This window comes from Streptomyces sp. NBC_00986 (assembly GCF_045162565.1).
GTDB lineage: Bacteria > Actinomycetota > Actinomycetes > Streptomycetales > Streptomycetaceae > Streptomyces.
Window position 1 is genome coordinate 10,749,369 of the sequence record NZ_CP108733.1, and the last position, 22,081, is coordinate 10,771,449.

Genomic DNA, 22,081 nt, shown 5'->3' on the forward strand with positions numbered 1-22,081 from the left:
TCCCCGTTCTCAAGGACCGCGCACAGCCTAGCCAGCCGGCTCCGTACGTGATCACTGGGAGAGGCTCCAGGTGTACTGCTCACGAGCCTTCACCGCGACCTCGCTCCGCAGGTGGTGCGCGCGTTCGGCCACCAGGCCGCGGGCGGCGGCGGCGAAAGCCACCCGGTCGGGGTGGCCGGTCTTCCGGAGCAGGCTCGCCACATGCTTCTCCACGGTCCGCGGCGAGATGTGCAGCCAGCCGGCGATGTCCTTGTTGCCGATCCGCTCGGCAAGCAGGCGCGCCACTTCGAACTCCCGGACGGTGACCCCGTACCGGCGCAGATCCGGCGGTACGTTCTCGCTCCCCGTGCGCCGCTGCCGGACCGACGCACCCATGCCGCGCAACAGGCTCCGGCACGCGCCGGCGACCACCGGAATTCCGGCCGTGTGAAAGTACTCCTCAGCCGCACGTACCCAGGCGACGGGCTCGCCCCAGCCGTCCTCGTACGCCGCCCCCGCGACCAGGCGCAAGCACAGGTTGCGGGCCACGGGGTAGAGCGCCGCGGCATCGAGGGCCGCGGTCGCGGCGACGGTCGCTTCGGCGGGCCTGCCCTCGCGGCCCAGCAGCACCGCGTGCGCCATCCCGACGAACTGCCGGTTCCAGCGGGTGTCGCCACCGGCCCGGGTGACGTCGGCGTGGTGCCGTCGGCCCACGCGCCCGGCGAGCACACCCCGCAGCAGCATGACGCCGTGCATCCCGGACACCCCGAACTCGCCGACCCCCGGGTTCTCCCTGTCGTACACGAGCGCCTGCGCGAACTCCTGCTCGGCGGCGTCGTGGTTCTCCTCCAGAAGCGAGCAGAACGCCCGCGCCAGCCCGTACGACATCGGTCGCACACCGGGCGCGTCGTCGACGCAGGGGGCCAGCCGGTCCAGCGCCTCCCGCATCTCGGCGCGCTGCCCCTGGTGTGCGTACCGCACGGCCTCGGTCAACCGCAGCAGGGACACGACCGGACGCAACCGTAGTCGCGTCGCGTCGGCCAGCCCCTCGTGGATCCGGTGGCCGGCCGCCTCGAACTCGCCGCGCCGGACCTGGTCAAGCGCGAGGACGCACCCGGTCTCGTACGCCAGTGGCAGCACACCGATCCGCAGGGCCTGCTGCCGGGCCTCCTCGAGCCGAGCCGGCCGTCCGTCGCGCCGCATCACGGTCCGGGCCAGGTGCACCTCGGCGGACACCCGCAGGTCGGGGAGCTGGTTCCGGTCGGCGATCGCACCCGCGCGCGCGAAGTGCGCAGCGGTGGCTTCCGGGTCCTGTTCCGGGGCCACCTGTCCGAGCAGCAGCAGCGCCCTGCCGAGCACGCCCGGCAGGGCGGCCTGCTGGGCCGCGTCCGCCGCCCGGCGGGCGTGTTCGGCGGCCGTGCGCAGCCGGTCCGGCGCGGGCCGGCTCAGCTCCACGCGGGCCGCGGCCAGGTCCACGGGGGCGGTGTGCGCGGCGGTCGGGGAGGCGCCGAGCAGTCGGCGGGCGACGTCGAGATGCCGGAGGGCGTCGGCGGGCCGGCCCGCCGACGCGGTGACATCAGCCAGTTGTGCGTACAGGCCGGCCCGGCGCGCGGCGGGAACGTCGTCGTCGCCCAGTGCTTCGAGGTCGGTGGTCAGCCCGGGTACGGCGTCGAACCGGGCCGCGCAGGAGACGGAATGCAGGAGCAGCTCCAGCACCGTGGCACGCAGATCGGGCGCGAGCCCGGCATCGGTCGCCCGGTGCGCCCGGGTGAGCAGTGCCACCGCCCGTTCCACCGCGCCCTCGGCCATGGCCCGCTGCGCCGCCTCGCAGTAGAGAGGGACGGCTTCGCGGACGTCACCGGCATGCCCGAACAGTTCGGCGGCGCGGACACACCACTCGCCGGGCAGTCCCGGGTGGAGGCCGATCAGGGTGCTCGCCGCCTGCCGGGCATAGGCGGTGCGCTCCGTCGGCCCGAGGTCCTGCCGCAGCACCTGCGCGGCGAACCGGGGCCGGAACTCGTACCACTCCGGACTCGACTCGTCCGGCTGGAGCAGGTACGAGGCGACCCCCGCGTGCAGGACCCGCAACAGTTCCCGATCGTCGCACCCGGTCGCGTGCTGCAGCACCGGCAGCGGGAAGCGCCGGCCGAGGAGGGCAGCGACGCCCAGGATCCCGCGTCCGCGGGGGCCGAGCCGCTCGGTCCGGTGCCGGACACTGCGGGCGACCGCGGCGGGGACGGAGGGTCTCCGGGAGCCGTCGTGGACGGGGCGGGCCAGGTCACGTATGAGTTCCTCCACCACCAGCGGGACCCCGGCGCTGTCGGCCACCACACGGTCGACCAGTTCGGCGGTGACCTCGCCCGGGCCTGATCCCCACTCGGCCACGACGAGGGCGTGCACGTCCGGGCGGTCCAGAGGACGCAGCTCGAGGGTCGTCGCGGCCCCCCGCTGCCGCGCCCGGGCGGCCAGCTCGGTCGCCACGCAGGGCTCACGCCCGGCGATGAGCAGGAGCACGGCGGGCTGCTCCGCGAGGTTGTCGAGGACGTACTCGAGGACCGCCAGCGTGTCCGTGTCCGCGTCGTGCAGGTCGTCGAGTACGAGCAGGCACCCGTGCCGTCGTCCCGCCACGCTGAGTACACGCAGGACCGCCTCGGCGACCATGAGGTGCGACACGGTGGCGGCGCCGGGAGCACGGCCCCCGGGCAGCAGGAGAGCCAGCACCGGTCCGTAGGGGCCCAGTTCGTCCGGTTCCGGTAGCAGGCCGGCCCGGGACAGGGAGAGCAACGCCTCGACCAGCGGCCGGTACGGCACGACCGACCCGACCGTACCGGCCCGGCCCCGTGCGGTGGTCATGCCCGCTTCGGCAGCGGCGTCGAGAGCCTCGACGGCGAGCCGCGTCTTGCCGATGCCGGGCTCGCCGGTGACGAAGACCGCGCCGCCACGTCCCGAGCGCGCGGCAGCCAGCGCCGCCAGGACCTGCCGCAACTCGGTCCGCCGACCGACGAATTCCCCGCGGGACCCGTCACCGCCTCCGGCCGGGCGGAACCGGCGGGGGGCTCTCGCGCTGTCTCCGTCCGACGACGGCGGCCGGGAGTCCAGGACGTCGGGGGACGCGAAGTGGTGCGCGTACGGCTTCCTCATGCGCCGCTCCCCGTACATGGCGCCGAGGTCAGGGGGACCGGACCGACCGGCGAAGGTGCTCGCCGTCCGCGTCGGCGACGGGTTTCCCCGTCCACCGCCGGCACCGCTGACCGACCCGTCACGTACCGGACCCCGTGGCATCCCCGTGTGCGCATCAACATTCCCCCGATGTCGAGTCGTCCGCGGCCAGCGTGATTCACCGTCAACAGCCTGTCGCGTCAGGTTCCGTTCAGCGGACCGGACCCGGCTCCCCCGCCCGGGCAGTGACGGCCTGGCGCATGGTGCACGACCAGGCCGAACGGCTCACGTCACCGGCTCGGGCGACCCAGGACACGGGGCAGGACCACCACCATTCGCGCCGGTCGGGCGCGCGCGTTCCTGGGGGCGGCGCGCGCGAAATACGGGGCCTGTTCCCTGATGTACGCGGCCGGCGCGCGCCGTTGACTGGCCCAGCCGACCGGTCGGTACCCGTTCCATCCCCGGAGCGCGCCAACGCGCTCCCGACCACCAAGGAAGTGATCCTGATGAGCGTTCTGAAGCTGCAGACGATCGAGCCGCGGACCGAGAACAGCAGCGCCGTGGTGCTGAGCATCACCAGCAGCCTGAGCAGCACCTGCTGCAGGGCAGCAGCCTGAGCGGTACCAGCTGCCGGTGATCTGACGGCGTGAACCATGCGGGGGAGTGCACGCACCGCGCGCCCCGCATGGTCCACGCCGCCCCGGCGCGCCCTCATCAACCGCCCGCGACGGTTCCTCGGACAACTGACAGAGGCAGACATGCTCAACGAACGATGGGTCTACCGATTCCCCTTCTGCTGGAACGACACCCTGTTCTTCGACCCGCTCGACGTCTACTACGAGCCGAAGCCCGACCACTTCCTCGCCTCCCTCGACGACCCGGCACGGTCACGATTCGTCCGCAAGGGCATCTGGTGGAGTTACCGGCACAACGCGAACCTGCCCGCGCAGGGGTGGAAGATCCATGTGTCGGCGAGCCAGCGCAACGTGCGCGAGATCGCCGCCAAGGTGGTCGGGTATCTGACCGAGCACGACATCGACTTCAAGATCGCTCTCGATCTCACCGTCTTCGAGATGCTGAGTTCGAAGGCCATATCGCGGGGCAGCGGCGGCAAACTCGTCACCGTCTACCCGCGGGACGACGACGAGTTCCGGTCGTGTCTGGCCGACCTCGCCCGAGTCCTGGACGGCGCCGAGGGCCCGTACGTGCTGTCGGACCTCCGGTACCGCGACTGCAAGGCGCTCTACTTCCGGTACGGGCAGTTCCTGGACACCCACTCCGTCGACGTCCTGGGCCGGCCGGTACCCCACATCACGGGGCCGGACGGGCCGGTCGCCGACGACCGGCGCCCCGGATATGCCCAGCCGTGGTGGGTGGCATGGCCGTTCACCGACTGGAAGCCCCCAGCCGATTCCGATGAGGACGGCCTGCTCGCGGGCCGCTTCCGGGTGACCGGGGCGCTGCAGTTCTCCAACAGCGGTGGCGTGTACACCGCCGAGGACACGGCGAACGACGACCGTGTGGTCGTACTCAAGGAAGCCCGCCCGCACACCAACGTCGACCCGCGTCAGGACCACGACGCCGTGGACATCCTCAACCGCGAGTGGGTGTTCCTGAACCGGTTGGCCGACGTCGGCTCGTTCCCCGCCCCGATCGCCACGTTCCGCCACTGGGAACACCACTTCATCGCGGAGGAGTTCGTCGACGGCGCCGACATCCGCTCCATGCTGCTCGAACGCAACCCGCTCGCCCGGCTCGGACCCGGTGGCGTCGCCCAGTCGCAGGAGTTCCTGCGGACCTTCCTCGCCGTCTTCCGAGGACTCGCGCGTGCGCTCCAGGCCGCCCACGACCGCAAGGTGATCCTCGGCGACTTCACCGCCGCGAACGTGCTCATCGACCCGGACACCCTGGCGGTCACCATCGTCGACCTGGAAACGTGCCGACTGACCGAGGCCGACCCGGAGCACGCGCACCTCGAGGCACCGGTCGAGCTGTACACACCGGGATTCAGCAACTTCCGGCGCCGCTTCGCCGCATCCGCGGTCGAGGACGACCTCTTCGGCCTGGCCATGACCATGGCCTACTTCATCTTCCCGGTCGCGGCGCTGTCGTACCTGCGCGAGGACATCCTGGACCGCTACCGGATCTTCACCGACAGCCTCGGCTGGCCGTCGCGGATCCACGAGCTGCTCACGGACCTGGCGCGGGCACAGGTCACCCTCACCGACGTACTGGACGAACTGGAGCACGAGGACGACCTGATCGACCGGGTCCGGGCCGTACCGCTGCGACCGGTCGTCGAGGAGCGACTCGGCCTGGCGGAGACCGAGGCCGGGGTGGCCGCCTTCATCGACGCCGTCGCCGACACCGACCGCGCCACGCTCTTCCCCGTCGACCCGTTCGCGCACGTCACCAACCCCCTGAGCCTGGGCTTCGGGGCAAGCGGTGTCCTGTGGGCGCTGGACGCCTCCGGTGTCCCGCTCCGGCCCGAATGGCTGCGGCGGTTGCGTGACGACCTGGCCGGCCTCGACCCGGCTCAGTATCCGGCCGGCCTCATGAACGGCCTGGCCGGCATCGCCTGGGCGACCGACGCGCTCGGATTCCGCACGCGGGCCGCGCAGTTGCTGGCGCAGGCCAACCGGCGCGCACACGAGTCCGGCGACTACACCTTCTACTACGGTCTGGCCGGCGTGGGAATGACGAACCTGCGCTTCTACCTCCGGGACCGCGACGAACGCCACCTCGCCGCGGCACGCGACTGCGTGCGGGCACTGCGTGAGGCCGCGCGGCACGACGGCGGCCGGGTCCACTGGCGGAACGAGTTCACGGCGGAGGAGCCGTTCACCGGCCTGGGGTTCGGCCAGGCCGGTGTCGCGATGTTCCTGCTGCGCATGCACCAGATCACCGGGGACGAGTGGTGCCTGCGCCTCGGCCGCGGTGCGCTGTCCTGGGAGATGGCCCACGCCGAGCGCCAGGACGACGGCAATGTCACGTTCGACCACCACGGCACCGCGGAACCCTATGTCGAGGTGGGTTCCGCGGGCGTCGCCCAAGTGCTCCTGCGCTACGGCGACCTGGAGTCCGCGCGGACCGTCCTGCGCGCACTCGACGTACGCCAGGCCGTGCTGCCGGGGTACTCGTTCGGTATGTCCGGGATCGCCGACACGCTTCTCGACGCGGCCTCGATCACCGGTGACGCCGCCTACCGGGGCATCGCACTGCGGCAACTCGACTTCGTGAGGCGGCTGTTCCTGTTCGAGCCGGACGAGCGGTTCGCGGTACCGCGGCACGGCGACGCGGTGCCTCTGGGCTCGCCCGGTGACGGCCTGCTGCGTTGCTCCACCGACTACCTCACCGGCTCGGCCGGCATCCTCCGCGTGCTCCACCGCGCGAACCACGGCGGCGGTGCCGACTTCCTGCTGGACGAGGTGTCGCCGTGAGGGAGCTGTGGCACACACTCAGAGGTCACCGGGCCCGGTTCTCGGCGATCGTCGTGATCGAGGCGGCCCTGGGCGGGACCGAAGCACTGCTGCATCCCCTCCTGCTCAAGGCCCTGTTCGACCAGGCGATCCTGACCGGTCACTTCCGCAGGTTCGTCGTACTGGCCGCCTGCTACCTCCTGCTCGGCCTCACACTGAGCCTCGGGGGCTACGGGGTGGCGCGGTGGCGCAAGTGGTTCGAGAACGCGTTCATGCTGACTCTGGAGATGGAGCTGCTGGACCGCGCGCTCGACCAGGACGGACGGCGGATGGCAGAGGCCGGCAACGCCTCCTTCGTCAGCCGGGTCCACAACGACGTCCAGGAGGGGGTCCTGCCGGCCGTCGACGTCTGCATCCGCATCGCGAAGCAGGCGGTCTCGTCCGTCGTCTTCATCGGTGTGCTGCTGTACCTGTCCTGGCAGGCCAGTCTCATCCTGCTCGTCATCGTGCCGCCGCTGGTGTACGTCAGCAACCGCTTCGCCAAGCGGATCGAGGACAACACCGAACCGGAACGCGAGGCGGAGGCGCGGTACGTCAACACGCTGTCCCGGACGTTGGAGTCCTTCCACGCACTGCGCGGCCTGCCGAGGCTGCTGCCCGGCACCCGGGCCGCCAACAAGAAGGCGCTGCGCGGCTTCCTCGGCATCACCTTCACCAACTTCCGGCTCGCCCAGAAGCAGAACGCGCTGAGCGACCTCGTCATGAGCCTCTCGGACACCACTTCGATGATCATCGGGGCGTACTTCGTGTTCGTCGGCAGGATGTCGTTCGGCAGTTTCCTCGCCTTCGTGAACTCGCTGTGGCGGGCCGTCACCGGAATCTTCGACCTCGTCAACATGATCCCGCAGGCCCGCCGGAACACCGCCGTGCTCAGGCGGATCACCGCCCTGCGCGGCTCCGGGGCGTCGCCCTATCACGACGAGGGACACATGGTGCTGGTGCACGCCGCCCGTGTCGGGTACAGCGACGGCGCGGACGTGTCGATCGAGGACTTCGAACTGGGCGCCGGCGAGCACGTCCTGCTCCGGGGCCCGAACGGCTGTGGCAAGACGACGCTCCTGCACATCATCTCCGGAACGCTCGCGCCCGACTGCGGGATGGTCACACTGCCGGCCCGGGTGGCCGCCCTGACCGCTCCGGTCAACCTGCCCCCGCTGCCCGTGCGTGAACTGGTCGCCGACGAGCGGCTGCGCACGGCCATGGGGCTGGACGGGCTGGCCGACCAACTCCCGTCGGAACTGTCGTCCGGCCAACGACAGCGGACCGGGGTCGCGGTGCTCCTGTGCGAGGACGCGGACGTGTACCTGGTCGACGAGCCGTTCGCGAACCTCGACGAGACCGGCAGGGACCTGGTGCTGCGGGCCCTCGAACAGCACACCCACGGGCGCGGCCTCCTCGTCGTGCACCACGGTGACGAGGATCTCGACAGCCGGTTCGACCGGGTGGTCACCCTGTCCGCGGCTGCCGCGCACCCCTAGGCCGTTTCCGATGGCTCCCGGTGGGCCGGGTCGGTCTCGTGGGCTGCCGGGCAGGCCCTAGCCGAACAACCGGTCCAGGAAGGCGTTCCCGAACACCCCGTGCGGGTCCAGCCGGTCGAAGGTCCCGGCCGCCTGCCCCCACACCGCCTCCCCGAACGAGCCCGGGATCACCGTGCCCAGCACCTCCTCGTCGCTCCACGCGGACTGCTCGGTGTAGGCCCAGCCCTTCGACCACTCGGCCCGGGTCAGGGCGTCCGTGCCGTCGTACGAGCGCAGCAGGAACTGCTCCAACTCCCGCAGGAACTCCTCCGCGTGCGGTGTGCCGGGCAGGGTCAGGACGTCCAGCCAGACCGCCGTGTCCCATTCGGGGTGCTCGGTGCTCGGTCGCAGCGCGGACAGCAACGGGGCGCGGGCGCCGGTGAGTTCGGTGTCGGCGGGGTGGTCGAGGCCGGTCACGCGGATCTCGACGGTGCCGTTGACGGGGAAGCGGCCGAGCGCGACGTACGCGGTGAGCCGTTCCTGGTAGAAGTCGGTGAACTCGTGGACCACGCGCTGTACTTGGGCCCGGGTGGTGAGCACCGCGTAGCCGTTGGCGGTCTCCCGCAGGGTCGTCGGCTTGATGTAGAGCAGCGTGTTCTTCGACGGCCCCCAGATGTCCGCAGACAGCGTCGTCGTCAACCCCAGTGCGGCCACGTCGAGTTGGGCGTTGCCGAGCACCGGCGCCAGATACCAGGCGGCGTCGGACAGGATCCGCCCGACGAGATCCGCGACCAGGGTCGGCACGTTGTCGGAGAACGGATAGTTGTACGGCGACGAGACGCGCCGTGAGGTCAGCGGCCGGGTCGGTTCGACGCTCCACACCTTCAGCCAGGGGTACTCGGTGAACGCGAACCAGATCGCCTCGGCCCGCCCCGACACGTCCAGGAAGCTCGCGAGGGTCCGGCCGCCGGACCCGGGCGCCCCGAAGAGTTCGGTGGCCGGGATGTCCGTACGGCTCACACAGCGCAGGTTGGCGTTCGCCCCGACCCGCAGCACGACCTCGGTGACCAGCGCCCGCCCCAGATGCGTGAGCAGCGCCGCGCAGTCCGCCTCGCCGCGCGTGTAGGTCCGCAGCACGTACGCGCCGGTGTCCGTGTCCCACACCACCGCCGTCAGCGACAGCACCAGGTTGCTGAGCGACCCGAACGTGTGCCCGGCGGTCCGCTCCTCGCCCTTCGCCGGTACGGCGGTGCCGTGCGCGTCGATGGCCAGGGCGCCGCCGAGCGTCAGATCGCCGGGCGCGGGCGAGGCGGTGACACCGAGGCCGTGGCCCTCCAGGAACGTGAGCAGCGCCTCCAGGGTGACGCCCGTACCGGCCCGCACGGCCGATGCGGAGTCCAGGGTCAGGCCCGTCAGGTGCGGGGCGGTGTCGACCAGCAGCACCGGCGCGTCGGACGTCGTACCGGACTCGATCGTCAGCGGTGACCAGCCGTGCGAGGAGCCGCGGGGGCGGACCCGCCAGCCGTGCTGCCAGGCCCAGTTGACGACCGACACCACCTGGTCGGCGTCGGTCGGCGCGCACGCCCACAGGCCGTCGGCGGTGATCTCGCCGACCCAGTTCCGGTACGCCGAGCGGTAGAGGTCGACCTCGGCCGGGAAGTCGGGCAGCTCGGCCGCGGCGACGGCCGGATCGGCCGTCAGGAGTACGGGTACGGCGGCCAGGGCGGCCGCGGAGAGAAGGAAGCCGCGACGGGTCCAGGGAGCGGAACTGCCGTTCCCCGGCTGGAGGTTGTTCGCCACATGATCGGTCACGCGCACACGCTAGGTGTGTGTTGACACGAGTAGGCATCCTGTCGAAGGGGTTCACTCGTGTGAGTGAAAGATTCACAGGTCGGGGCCCGGCGGAGCCCGATCCGCGCATGTCAGTGGCGGATGACAGACTGACGGCATGGACGAACGTGTAATCGGCAGGTCGAATCAGCAGCTGTCCGTCGTCGGTCTCGGCACCTGGCAGCTGGGCGCCGACTGGGGAGACGTCGACGACAAGGAAGCCCTCGCCGTGCTGGAGGCGGCGGCGGAGTCGGGGGTGACCTTCTTCGACACGGCCGACGTGTACGGCGACGGTCGCAGCGAGCAGACCATCGCCACGTTTCTGAGCGGGCGGCCCGATCTGCATGTCCTGGTCGCGACGAAGATGGGGCGCCGCGTCGACCAGATCCCGGAGAACTACGTCCTCGACAACTTCCGCGCGTGGAACGACCGTTCGCGCCGCAACCTCGGCGTCGACCGCATCGACCTCGTGCAGCTGCACTGCCCGCCCACGGCGGTCTATTCCTCGGACGAGGTGTTCGACGCCCTCGACACCCTGGTCGCGGAGGAGCGCATCGCGCGGTACGGCGTCAGCGTCGAGACCTGCCAGGAAGCCCTCACCGCGATCGCCCGGCCGAACGTGACGAGCGTGCAGATCATCCTCAACGCGTTCCGTATGAAGCCCCTGCTCCAGGTGCTCCCGGCCGCGCAGGAGGCGGGCGTCGGCATCATCGCGCGCGTGCCGCTCGCGTCGGGCCTGCTGTCCGGCAAGTACACCAAGGACACGGTGTTCCCGGAGAACGACCACCGCACCTACAACCGGCACGGTGAGGCCTTCGACCAGGGCGAGACCTTCTCCGGCGTCGACTACACGACCGGTGTCGAGGCCGCCGCCGAGTTCTCCGCGCTCGCCCCGGAGGGGTACACCCCGGCCCAACTGGCCCTGCGCTGGATCATCGACCAGCCCGGTGTCACCACGGTGATCCCCGGCGCCCGCTCACCCGAACAGGCCCGCGCCAACGCGGCGGCCGCCGAGCTGACCGCGCTGTCCGAGGACACGCTCACCGCGATCCGGGACCTCTACGACCGCCGCATCAAGGATCAGGTCGAGGGCCGCTGGTAGACCGCGGTTCCGTTTGAAGGGTCGGCGGTCCGGTTACACGGACCGCATGATCCACGAGGAAGAGCGGCGGACGGGGCGCGACGAGTCCGAGGACGAGCGGGCCGACCGGATGTGGGGCGAGCTGATCCAGGAGGTCCGGGTCGCGCAGACCGGCGTACAGATCCTGTTCGGGTTCCTGCTCACCGTCGTCTTCACCCCGAAGTACGCAGAGTTGGAGCACGCGAACCAGGTCCTCTACCTCGTGACCGTCGTCCTCGGCGCCACCGCCACCGGCGCCCTGATCGGCCCGGTGTCCCTGCACCGCCTGGTCTCCGGCCGGAGCGTGAAACCGCAGGCGGTGCGCTGGGCGTCCCGGCTGACCTTCGTCGGCCTCGTGCTGCTGCTCGCCACGATGACCGCCGCGCTGCTGCTGGTCCTCCGGGTCGCGACTCACGACGCGTATGTGCCGTGGCTGGTCGCGGGGGTGGTCACCTGGTACCTGCTGTGCTGGTTCGTACTGCCGCTGTGGGCACGGCAGCGCGATACGAGCCGATGACCCCGAGCCGCGCCATCTGCCGGTCGTGGACGCGACTCAGCGCCAGCACCGAGACCGTGGCCCCGATCAGCGCGCAGAACATGTCCCACTGCGTGTCCCACACATCCCCCTGAGTGGCCAGGAAGGCGTCCGCGCCGTGCCCGCCGATCACGGCCGCCGCCCACTCGAAGAGCTCGAACAGCGCGCTGAAGGCGAGACACGCGCACACCGTGAGCGGCGCCAGCCAGCGGCTGCCGCGCAGGGGTGAGGTGCGGGTGAGCAACTCCCGTACCAGGACCGCCGGTACGAAGCCCTGCATGAGGTGGCCGAGACGGTCGTAGGGATTGCGGCTGAGCCCGAACGTGTCCCGGACCCAGTCGCCCGCCGGTACCTCCGCGTACGTGTAGTGACCGCCCACGGCGAGGACCAGCGCGTGCGCGGCGAGCAGACAGCACAGCAGGCCGGTCAGGGGAAAGCGGCGCCAGGTCAGGACGATCACCGGGAGTCCGACGAAGACCCACACGGTCTCCAGGAACCAGGTCGTGCGATCGTGCGGATGCCAGGCGGAGAGGGCCATGCCGACGACCACCAGCGCGACCATGGCGGCGGGCAGAAGGCGCCGCGGTGCGGAAGCAGGAACGGACACGATGGGGCTCCCTTGTCGTGGGGAGCCCCATCGTGTCCGAAGGCCCAACTCGCTACATGAGTACGGCTACTCAGCCGGAGTGGTGGTCTTGCGCAGCGCGTTGAGGCAGCTGTCGATGGCCTGCTGGAGCTCTTCCAGACGCTGGACCATGTCGTCCTCGTAGAAGTCCTGGGCGTCGTCGAAGGTCAGCTCCTCGAACGCCTTCGTGGCCTTCTGGAGGCTGCTGTAGAACTTCGTGCGCTTCTCCTGGACGCGGAGTTCGGGGTCGGCCTCGACCGCCTCGACGACCAGGTTCTTCATCGTGTCGTAGGCCTCGGTGGCCCACCCGCCGGTGTCCTCGCCGTCCTCCAGCTCGTCCAGGAGCGACAGGTGACGCTCGGCCTCCTGGCGCAGGTCGACGGGTGCGTCGACGGTCTGCCCTGCCGGGGTCTTGATCTGGCCCGACTCGGCGATCTGGCGGACGTACCCGATCCGGTCCGCCGAGCGGCTCTCGGTCGCGACGGCCTTCTTCAGGTCGTCGGTGCGGACCACGTCCCGGGCCAGCTCGGACTGCAGCTCGGGGTCCTCGCGGACGCGGTCCAGCAGGGCCTGGCGGGCGGCCCGCGCGGTGGAGGGGTCGGCGAGGATCGCGGCGCGCAGCGCGGTCGGGTTCTCCGCGACCTCCAGCGCCTTGGTGGGGCGGATGCCCTCGGCCTCGGCGGCCTCGGTGATGGCGGTGCCGCGCTCGGAGGTGGCGCTGGAACGGGAGACGTAGTAGTTCAACCACACGTCGGCGTCCGGGAGTTCGACCTCCTGGCCGGGGGCCAGCTCCTCGAAGTGCGGGACGAGACCGTCGTCCGCGGCCCGGTCCCAGGCCTTGTAGTAACGCATGACACGCTCGGGGGAGCAGTCGGCGAGCTCGGCGAACTCCTTCGCGGACACCTTCGGCGTCTCGTCCGCGCTCTGCCCGCCGGGCCGGACGCTGCGCGCCACCTTGAGGCCGAACGCCCAGCCGCCGGTGCGGGCGTAGGCTCCGAACTCGTGCGCGTCCCGGGCGACGAGGCCGGCGTCGTCGAGGGCGGTGAAAGACGTCTCGGCCTGGTCGATCACTACGGTCAAGGCGGACTCTCCTGGGCTTGTGATGAGACACGGTGCGAACACGCAGCCTATATCCACCCATTGCCGCTGGTTTGAGTGCCCGGCCTTCGGGTCGCCGTCAGCGCCGTCAGTTCGATTACCGGCGGAAGGTCTTGAAGAAGGTCTGCAGGGCCTGGCGGTTGGCCGCGTCGTTCCATTCGTCGGCGGGCGTCGTCCACCGTAGCGAGAAACTGCGCCCGCCGCCGATCAGGAACCCACGCCCGAGTGTGCGTATCCGGTCGTCGCCGGTGCCGGAGAACCACTCCAGGTCGGCGGCCTTGTCGCCCTGGTACGTCGTGGCCCGGATGTCGCCGATCTGCTGGAACCCCTCGGTCTGCTTCAGCCCCGGCAGGACGTCGTCCCGCCAGATGGCGACCGGGTCCGGGCCCGCCTGTGTGCTGTATGTCACGGCCAGCGTGCGCGGATCGCCCGTCGCGCCGAAGGTGACCCGGTAGGCGTCGGACACCTGCTGGGTCTCCACCACCTTCCAGCCCTTCGGCAGTGCGACGGAGAAGCCCTGCGGCGCCTTGAACACGCGGAAACCGGCCGGCAGCGCCGAGGCGGTGGGGGAGGGGGAAGGGGACGCGGTGACGGACGGCGAGGCGGACGCGGAAGGGGTCGGGGAGGCGGGGGACGTCGCCGACGGCGTGGCAGACGGGGAGTAGGCGTGGCCGTCGACGTTCTCGCCGGGGGTGCTGACCGAGGCGGACGCGGAGGGCAGGGGGGAGGGCTCGGTCGTCGCCGAGGTCTGAGTGCCGGGCAGTTGGTGGGTGGCGGCCAGGACGGCGACCGTGACGGTGCCGACGGCGAGGGCGGTCCCGGCGGCCATGCCCCGTCCGCTCCAGGTGGTCCCCGCCCCGCGTACGGCGTCGTAGGCCCGCCGCAGCCGGGGGAGCGGGACCGGATCACGGTCGGCGTACGGGTCGTCGTTGAGGATGCGGGTGAGGATCTCGCGGGCCACCGAGCGGGTCAGCCGCTCCCGGGAGTTCTTGCGCAGCAGCCCCTGCACGACCTGCGCCAGTGGCCCGGCGCGCGACGGGCCACGCATCGGGAGCCGGTCGACGCCCTTCATGGTCGCCTCGGGGCGGCCCCGGTCGCGGAACGGCGGGTGTCCCTCGACCAGCGTGTAGAGGATCGCGCCCAGTGCCCACAAGTCGGCGGCGGGGCCGATGCGTTCGTCCCGTGCCTGTTCGGGGGAGGCGTACGACGGTGCCGTGATCCGCGGGGCGAGGGTGGCGCCCGCGAGTCCGAAGCCGGTGAGGACGACCCCACCCTGGTCCCGCACGAACACCTGGCCCGGGCTGAGTTCGCCGTGGGTGATGCCCTCGCTGTGCGCAGCCTCCAGGATGTCGAGCAGTTCGAGTCCGATGCGGGCCGCCCGCACGTAGTGGAACGTGCCCTGCTGGGCGAGGAGTTGGCCCAGCGGTGTGCCGTCGATCCAGTCGGTGACGGTCCACAGCGTGCCGGCCTCCTCGACGGCGTCGACGACCGGCGCGACCCGGGTGGGACAGAGCAGCACCATGACGTCGGTGGTGCGCCGGATGCCGGCGGTGATCCGTCCGGCGCTCTCCGGGTCCGGGGCGAAGGGAAGGGTCACCTCCGTGAGGAGGCAGGGCTGTTCGGCGATCATGTCCTCGCCGTACCAGGAGACACGGTTGGTCTCGCGGTGCGCGACCTCCATGGGCCGGTATCTGCCGGCGACCAACTCGTGTACGGAGACGTTCGTCTCGACCATGGCCATCCCTCGCTGAACCCCGGGCTCACACCTTTCCCAGAAGTACGGTGGGTGTGATGGGCTGCGTTCAATGGAAGCCCAATTCCCCGGTGTTTCTTGCCTTTTATTCAACGGCGACGAGCAGGTGTGCGAGAAAAACGAGTCGCGGGGAGGTCCCAGGTCGGCGCTCGTGTCCCGGGGCGGGGGAATTCGCCCCGGGGTCTTCCATGGCGGAATATCGGCGCCCTACCTGGTGGTAACCGGCGGTAAACGCAGGCGTGAAGACCACGAATACACGGGGGTTTGTCGACAACGTAGTCAAGGGATCTGTCAACGATCCCGTCGACCAAGGGAGTTGACGGGAAGTCAGCGCAACCCGAAGCCCTCCGACCAGGACGCGATCTCCCCGACCGTCGCGTTGCCCCCGCAGACCACGAGGCCGAGCCGGGCGCCGTCGCCGACCCGCTCCAGCACCTGCCGGGCGGCGGGCAGCAGACAGCCTGCGGCGGGCTCGGTCCACACCTTGGCGTGTTCGGCGAGGTCGAGGCACCCTTGCACGGCGTCCCGGTCGGGGACGGTCAGCACCTCGGTGACGAGGGCCGACACATGGTCGTACGTCAGCTGCGACACGGCCGGCGCGCTGAGCGTCGTCACGATCGACGACGGCTTGACCGGCACCGGGCCGCCCGCCGCGAGCGCCTCGGACATGGCCTCCGCGCCCTCGGTCTCCACACCCCAGACCCGGATCCCGGGCCGCCGGGCGTGCAGGGCGGCGGCGACCCCGGCGATCAGGCCACCGCCGCCGATGCTGACCAGGACGTCGGTGAATTCACCGGCGTCCTGCGCGAACTCCAGCCCGACCGTGCCCTGTCCGGCGATCACCACCGGGTCGTCGAACGGGTGGACCAGGGTCAGCCCCTCGTCCCGCAACCGGTTCACCAGCGCGAACGCGCTCGGCATGTCGTCGGTCAGCCGCAGCGACGCGCCCGCCGCCTCCACCAGCGCGACGGACCGCGCCGGCGCCGAACGCGGCATCACCACCGTCGCCTTCACGTCGAGTGCCGCCGCCATGACCGCGAGCGCGATCCCGTGATTGCCGCCGCTGACCGCGACCACGCCGGCGGCCAACTCGCCCTCGCTCAAAGACAGCAGCTTCGCCGTCGCCCCGCGCGCCTTGAAGGAACCGGTGCGCTGCAACAGCTCCAGCTTCGTCGTGACCGGTGCACCGAGCAGCTCGGAGAGCCCGAAGCTCTCCACGGTCGGGGTGCGTACGACGTGTCCGGCGATCCGCTCGGCGGCGGCTTCGATCTCCGAGATGCCGATCAAGGCAGTCATCCTTCCGGCACGGGGACAGGTGACCCGTGCCGGTTCGACCCTGACGCGGAAAGGACGCGCAGGTCAACACGTTTCAGTCCTCAGTGCTGCTGAGCCTTCTGCGGAGTCTCCTCGCTGGGCCGTACGACGACGAACCCCTCGCCCTGGAGCATGAGTTGGACGGCCTCGCCGGAACCGCCGCGCAGCATCGAGCCGATGGACTGCGAACGGTGCAGCGAGGTCTGGAGGTGGGCCGACCAGCCGACCACCGCGTCCGTGTCCACGAACACCGGGTACTGCGGCGAGACCGGTATGACCAGCGGGTTGCCCTCGCAGACCAGGCCCAGCTTGCCCTGCCCGGTGAAGACGCTGTTGAAGAGACCGCCGCCCGCGATGCCGGAGCCCTTCACCGTCTTGATCGTGTACGACAGCGAGGCGTCGAAACACAGCACGTTGCGGCCGTTGACGGTGAACTCGTCACCGGGGTCGATCTCGACCACGAAACAGTTCTGCGCCTCGTGCGCGAACCACGCCTCGCCCTGGCCGCGCACCGCCATCAACGGCAGCCCCTCACCGGTGACCGCGCGCTTGAGCATGCCGCCCACGCCCTGGCCCTTGCGCTCGAACTGGAGATTGCCGCGGTAGGCGATCATCGCCCCCTGGCGGGCGAGCATCTCGCCGTTGACCGCGTACCTGATGCACTTGGCATTCTCGACGGTCATGCCCGGCGCGGTGGCCGGCTGCACCATGTGCTCACTGGAAAACAGATCACCCTTCATGCGGGCATCCTGACCCGGAAGATCTCATTCCGCCAAGATCGAAGACAGGTTGATCGTCCCGCGAGGTCAGGCGCCGAAGAGCTGCGTCCAGTACGTCCCGTTCTGTCCGCCGCCCGCGAAGCCGATGCCTATGTGGGTGAAGTCCGGCTTGAGGATGTTGGCGCGATGGCCGGGGCTGTTCATCCACCCCTCCACGACCTCGGCTGCCGACCGCTGACCGCAGGCGATGTTCTCGCCGATCGTGCGCCTGCGCGAGCCCGCGGCGGCGGCCCGGTCCCAGGGCTGGGAGCCGTCGGGGGAGGTGTGCGAGTAGAAGGCGCGGGCCACCATGTCGGTGCTGTGCGCCTGCGCGGCGGCAGTGAGCAGTGGGTCTACGGCGAGTGCGGGCAGCCCGGCCCTGGCACGCTCCGTGTTGGTCAACTCGACGACCTCCGCCGCCGTGCGGGCCAGGTTGGCCGCGGTGAGCGGCGTCGCCCACAACGCCGTCCAGTAGACGTCACCGGAGCGGGGGTCGACGGCCTGGGCGATGCCCGCGTGCGTGAAGTCCCGTTCCAGCAGCGTCTGTCGGGCCTTCTCGGTGCGCAGGCAGTAGTCGACGAACTCGGCGGGGGTGCGCGGGCCGGAGACCAGATGCTCGCCGACGGTGAGGTAGGCGTAACCGGCCTGGGTGACCCGCTGGTACACGGAGATGCCGTCACGGCTCTCGGTGCTGAGGTGTCCGGCGGCGGCCATGGCGGAGGCGTGGGCTTGTGCCGCGGAGGTGAGGCGGGGGTCAAGGGCGACGGGCGGTGAACCGGCGTTGGCGCGGGCCGAGTTGGCGAGGGCGAGGAAGCCGGTGGGGTCGGTTGTCGGGGAGGTCGAGCTGACATGGGGGCGGGTTGAGTGTGTCGACCGGGGTGCGGGTGCGGACGTCGATCGCACAGCGGCAGGAGCAGGAGCAGGAGCGGGTGTCGCGTCCTCGACGAGGTCCACGCCGAAATCCCGCGCGATCCCCGCGAGTCCATCGGCGTACCCCTGCCCCAGCGCGCGCAACTTCCAGCCCGTGCCGCGCCGGTACAACTCGGCGAGGAGCAGGACGGTTTCCCGCTGGGGACGGGGTGGGGTGAAGCGGGTGACGGGCTGGCCGCCGGTGTTGGTCACGTGGAGGGTGGGCGCGGGCAGGCGGCCCAAGGGGGTGCCGGGATCGGCGGGACTGATGACGACGGTGACCCGCGCGGCGCCGGCGCGCAGGCGGGCCGGGTCGATGGTCAGGGTGTCGTCCCGCAGCCGCGCACCGGGTGCCGTCGGCTGGTTGTAGAACACGAAGTCCGCGTCGCCGCCGACCTTGCCGCTCTCGTCGGTGATCAGTGCCGAGACATCGAAGGGACCGGGCACCCGCAGGGTCAGGGCGCCGCTCGGAAGGGGCAGATTGCCGCCCGGCACCAGCTCGTTCATGGCACCGCCCTCGCTGTTCGTGCCCGGTGGGGGGACTTCCCCAGGGGACTTTCCCGGTGGGGGACTTCGTCCTCCACTCAACGTCCCGTCAGGGCGCGAGGGTTCCCACGCGAGGAGGTGGGGGCCGGAGAGCGATGCAGCCCGCCCCCCACCCCCACCGCGTCCTCAGTCCCGTGCAACCCCCGGCGCGATGTCCTCGTAGGCAACGTTCCGTTGGGTGACGTAGGAGCCCCGGCCCGTGAGCGGCGAGCTCTGGATCGCCTTCGTCCGCTTGCCGCAGAACGCCGACTCCAGGGTGCCCGCCATCGTGTTCAGGACCGTGCCGTTGTTGGAGGTGTTGGCGAGCGCGGTGAGGCTGCGGCGGCCGTCCTTCGAGGTGAAGGAATAGGTGTAGAAACCCTGGACCGCGCCGGTGTGGCCGTACACCGAGACGCCGCAGGACAGATCGCGGCGCCGCAGCCCGAGGCCGTACCGGGTCGTGCTGTTGACCGGGGTCCACCGCTCCATCTGCGCGAGCTGGGCGGCGGAGGTGAGCCTGCCGCCGAGCAGGGCGGAGAAGAAGGTGTTCAGGTCGTGCGTGGTGGAGATGACCGCGCCGGCGCTCTGCGCCCAGGAGACCGTCTGGTCGGTGGCGTCGACGAGCTGCGCGCCCGCGCGGTCCGGGGTGAGATAGCCGTGCGCGTACCGGCCCGGGATCTTCGTGGCCGGGTGGACGTAGAAGGTGTCGCGCAGCTTGAGCGGCTTGATGATGCGGTCGCGGTACTCGGTGCCCACGGAGTGCCCTGTCAGCTTCTCGATGAGCATCCCGGCGACGACGAAGTTGGTGTTCGAGTACGAGTAGGCGGCGCCCGGCGCGTTGGTGCGCGCGTGCTTGAGTGAGAGCTGCACCAGCTGGCGGTAGGTGAAGACCTTGTTGCGTACGGCCTCGAAACCGGAGACCGAGCTGGCGAACATCGAGTTCGTGTAGTCGTACAGACCGCTGCGGTGGCTCAGTACGTGGCGCACGGTGATCCGCTTGTCGGGCAGCAGGCCCGGGAGGTAGTGGTCGACCGACGCGTCCAGGTTCAGCTTGTGCGCGTCGGCGAGTTGGAGCAGGACGACGGCCGAGAACGACTTGGTGATGCTGCCGATGCGGAAGCGGTCGGCGTTGCCGATGGCCCGGCGGGTCGTGCGGTCGTCGATGCCCGCGGCGGCCGTGTGGACGGTGCCGTGGTCGTCGATGCGGGCGATCGCCCCGGGCGCGCCCTGCGCCGTCAGCGTCCGCAGCACGGCACGGAGGCCGGCCATGTCGGGTGCGGGAAGTGCGGCTGTACTGCCGGTTCTCGTGGTGTCCGACTCGTGGGTCGCGGCATGTGCCGGTACGGCCGTGAGCGTCAGCAGTGCCGCCGCCGACGCCGTGGCCCTGCGCACCGTTCTTGAGACCATCCGGTTCTCTCCCGTTTCTTTCTCGGTATGCGAGATCGATCACAGTCGGTCGAGGCAACCTTGTCGCGCCCCGTCACATCTCCACAGCTGGCGCACAGTTGGTCATTCGCTGATCACTGAGCGATGCGGATTTGCCAAGTATTGCCATGAAAGCTTCGAAAACCGTTCATTTCGGCTTTACATGTACATGGTGGATGCGTGAGGGTTTCGGTTCGGGGCCCGACCAGCCCCGTGGGCGCGTTCAACCGCGCCCTGTCTCAAGGCGGTTGGTGATCCCGGCCGTCTTCGTACGGAGGAGCCCTCATCCATGCGTGGACCCCACATACGCAGCCTGGCGGTCGCCGTCGCGGTGACGACGGCCGCCACGGGGATGGCCGGAACGGCCTTCGCGGGACCGGCCACGGGGACGGACCGTGCGACGGCCTCGACCGAGACCGGCACCAGCGCCGCGTCCGTCGTCACGGCCGCGCGGGCCGCCGCGTTCGCGCACGCGTCGGCGACCGGTGTCACGCGGGGCGATGAACTCCGGGCCCAGGACGTGATGATCGACCCCGAGGGTGCACGGCATGTGCGGTTCCTGCGCACGCACCAGGGCATGCCGGTCCTCGGCGGTGACCTCGTCGTCCATCTGTCCCACCGGCTGGCCTACACCGGCGTCACCCGGACGGCCGGGCAGAGCATCAAGCCCGCCACAACGCAGGCAAAGCTGACGGCCGATCAGGCCGAGGCGAAGGCCGCCGCCGTCGCCAAGGGTGACGCGGGTACCGCCGAACTCGTGGTGGACGCCCGGGACGGGGGAGCCGTCCTCGCCTACCGGATACCCGTGAGCGACAGCAGCACCGCCGAGGCCACCGGCACCCGCACGGTCGTCGTCGACGCCGTCACCGGCAAGGTCCGCAGCAACACTCCCGACAGCGACGAGTTCCTCTCGCCCAAGCTGCTCGACACCCTGCGCGAGCGCGGCGAGACCCTGGACCCCGCCACCGGCACCGCCGTACAGCCGAGGTCCCTCGCGGCGGCCGCCGCGAGCCGCGCCGTCCACTACCCGGTCACCGCCTCGGGCACCGGCACCTCCCTCTTCGTCGGCAAGGTGCCGCTGACCACCACCCGCACGGCGCGCACCAGTTACCTCCTCAAGGACCCGACGCGCTGGGGCACCGAGACCCGCGACGCCAAGGGGAAGGAACTGGAGAACTTCGCTCAGGGCAAGAAGTTCACGACCACGAACGACAAGTGGGGCAACGGAGCCGTCTCGCACCGCGACAGCGCCGCCGTCGACGCCCAGTACGGCATCACGAAGACCCTGGACTTCTACAAGAAGACCTTCGGCCGCAAGGGCATAGCGAACAACGGCAAGGCCGCCCGCGGCATGGTCCACTTCGGTAAGAAGGTGGCCAACGCCTTCTGGGACTCGACCTGCGGCTGCATGCTCTACGGCGACGGCGACGGGGACATGTTCAAGAAGCCGCTCGTCGTCCTCGACGTCACCGGTCACGAACTCACCCACGGCGTCGTGGACGCCACCGCCGAGCTGGAGCCGACCCGCGTCGACGCGGAGGGCAACCAGTTCGGCGAACCGGGCTCCCTGAACGAGTCCCTCGCGGACATCTTCGGCTCCAATGTCGAGTTCAGCGCCAACAACGCCAAGAACCCGCCGAACTACCTGATCGGCGAGAAGCTCGGCCTCGCCCAGAAGTTCCTGCGCCGCCTCGACCACCCCTCCCTCGACAAGCTGGAGGGCACGATCGACTACTGGTCGCCGCAGGTGTACGACGCCGAGGTGCACGCCGGCTCCGGAGTCTCCTCGCACGCCTACTACCTCCTCGCGGAGGGCAGCGGCAGCAAGACGATCGGCGGCTTCGCCTACGACTCGCCCACCTTCGACGGGTCGACGGTCACCGGCATCGGACGTACGAAGGCCACGGCGATCTTCTACCGCGCACTGACGCGCTACATGGTGTCCACCACCGACTTCCATGGCGCGCGCATCGCGACGCTGAAGGCCGCGGCGGACCTCTACGGCGCGAGCAGCGCGGCGTACAAGACCGTCGACCAGGCCTGGGCCGCCGTGAACGTCACGGTCGCCAACACCCCTGCCGCCAGGCACTGATGACCGTCCGGGTGTCCTGCCAC

The 22,081-nt window shown here is 70.6% G+C and carries 15 protein-coding genes; 6 read left to right on the forward strand and 9 right to left on the reverse strand.

The window, feature by feature from the left end:
- Positions 1 to 51 precede the first annotated feature (51 nt).
- Positions 52 to 3,120 carry an AAA family ATPase gene (locus OG504_RS48460; protein ID WP_405995542.1) on the reverse strand — a complete coding sequence of 1,023 codons (3,069 nt, stop codon included), beginning with the start codon at positions 3,118 to 3,120 and terminating at the stop codon, positions 52 to 54.
- 524 nt (positions 3,121 to 3,644) lie between these two features.
- Between OG504_RS48460 and OG504_RS48465 the strand changes: the two genes are divergently transcribed.
- From OG504_RS48465 to OG504_RS48475, 3 genes are all read left to right on the forward strand, one after another.
- Positions 3,645 to 3,755 (forward strand): class III lanthipeptide, encoded by a 111-nt coding sequence (locus OG504_RS48465; RefSeq protein ID WP_318022735.1) that lies wholly within the window; start codon positions 3,645 to 3,647, stop codon positions 3,753 to 3,755.
- A 141-nt stretch (positions 3,756 to 3,896) separates the two neighbouring features.
- Positions 3,897 to 6,578 (forward strand): class III lanthionine synthetase LanKC, encoded by a 2,682-nt coding sequence (gene lanKC / locus OG504_RS48470; RefSeq protein WP_405995543.1) that lies wholly within the window; start codon positions 3,897 to 3,899, stop codon positions 6,576 to 6,578.
- Positions 6,575 to 8,095 carry an ATP-binding cassette domain-containing protein gene (locus tag OG504_RS48475; RefSeq protein ID WP_405995544.1) on the forward strand — a complete coding sequence of 507 codons (1,521 nt, stop codon included), beginning with the start codon at positions 6,575 to 6,577 and terminating at the stop codon, positions 8,093 to 8,095. Before lanKC ends, OG504_RS48475 begins: the two co-directional genes overlap by 4 nt.
- Before the next feature lie 57 nt (positions 8,096 to 8,152).
- Here OG504_RS48475 and OG504_RS48480 read toward each other — a convergent pair whose 3' ends face one another.
- Complete coding sequence (locus OG504_RS48480) at positions 8,153 to 9,886, reverse strand: cholesterol oxidase substrate-binding domain-containing protein (protein ID WP_405995545.1); 1,734 nt, start codon at positions 9,884 to 9,886, stop codon at positions 8,153 to 8,155.
- A 136-nt stretch (positions 9,887 to 10,022) separates the two neighbouring features.
- Between OG504_RS48480 and OG504_RS48485 the strand changes: the two genes are divergently transcribed.
- Both OG504_RS48485 and OG504_RS48490 read left to right on the forward strand, forming a co-directional pair.
- Entirely contained in the window at positions 10,023 to 11,006 is a 984-nt protein-coding gene (locus tag OG504_RS48485) for an aldo/keto reductase (RefSeq protein WP_405995546.1), read from the forward strand.
- A gap of 46 nt (positions 11,007 to 11,052) precedes the next feature.
- A complete protein-coding gene (locus OG504_RS48490; RefSeq protein WP_405995547.1) occupies positions 11,053 to 11,541 on the forward strand; it encodes a DUF6328 family protein in 489 nt (162 codons plus the stop codon).
- Here the strand turns inward: OG504_RS48490 and OG504_RS48495 are convergent.
- The 7 genes from OG504_RS48495 to OG504_RS48525 form a co-directional block, all read right to left on the reverse strand.
- A complete protein-coding gene (locus OG504_RS48495) occupies positions 11,474 to 12,121 on the reverse strand; it encodes a DUF2238 domain-containing protein (protein ID WP_405996612.1) in 648 nt (215 codons plus the stop codon). The two genes, OG504_RS48490 and OG504_RS48495, sit on opposite strands and share 68 nt — an antisense overlap.
- A gap of 111 nt (positions 12,122 to 12,232) precedes the next feature.
- Positions 12,233 to 13,255, reverse strand: a complete 1,023-nt coding sequence (locus tag OG504_RS48500) for a hypothetical protein (protein ID WP_405976564.1) — start codon at positions 13,253 to 13,255, stop codon at positions 12,233 to 12,235.
- 124 nt (positions 13,256 to 13,379) lie between these two features.
- The gene (locus OG504_RS48505; protein WP_405995548.1) at positions 13,380 to 15,023 is read right to left on the reverse strand and encodes a serine/threonine protein kinase; all 1,644 of its coding nucleotides are present in this window, start codon (positions 15,021 to 15,023) and stop codon (positions 13,380 to 13,382) included.
- Positions 15,024 to 15,362: 339 nt separating this feature from the next.
- Complete coding sequence (locus OG504_RS48510) at positions 15,363 to 16,322, reverse strand: threonine/serine dehydratase (protein ID WP_405995549.1); 960 nt, start codon at positions 16,320 to 16,322, stop codon at positions 15,363 to 15,365.
- An 89-nt stretch (positions 16,323 to 16,411) separates the two neighbouring features.
- Positions 16,412 to 17,089, reverse strand: coding sequence for an AIM24 family protein (locus OG504_RS48515; RefSeq protein WP_328833508.1), 678 nt, complete (start codon positions 17,087 to 17,089; stop codon positions 16,412 to 16,414).
- Between the two features lie 66 nt (positions 17,090 to 17,155).
- On the reverse strand, positions 17,156 to 18,523 hold the full coding sequence (locus tag OG504_RS48520; protein WP_405995550.1) for a CAP domain-containing protein: 1,368 nt from the start codon (positions 18,521 to 18,523) through the stop codon (positions 17,156 to 17,158).
- Between the two features lie 165 nt (positions 18,524 to 18,688).
- Positions 18,689 to 19,948: a serine hydrolase domain-containing protein gene (locus OG504_RS48525; protein WP_405995551.1), complete on the reverse strand. Its 1,260-nt coding sequence runs from the start codon at positions 19,946 to 19,948 to the stop codon at positions 18,689 to 18,691.
- A 307-nt stretch (positions 19,949 to 20,255) separates the two neighbouring features.
- Between OG504_RS48525 and OG504_RS48530 the strand changes: the two genes are divergently transcribed.
- Complete coding sequence (locus tag OG504_RS48530; protein ID WP_405995552.1) at positions 20,256 to 22,058, forward strand: M4 family metallopeptidase; 1,803 nt, start codon at positions 20,256 to 20,258, stop codon at positions 22,056 to 22,058.
- The last annotated feature ends 23 nt before the right edge of the window (positions 22,059 to 22,081 follow it).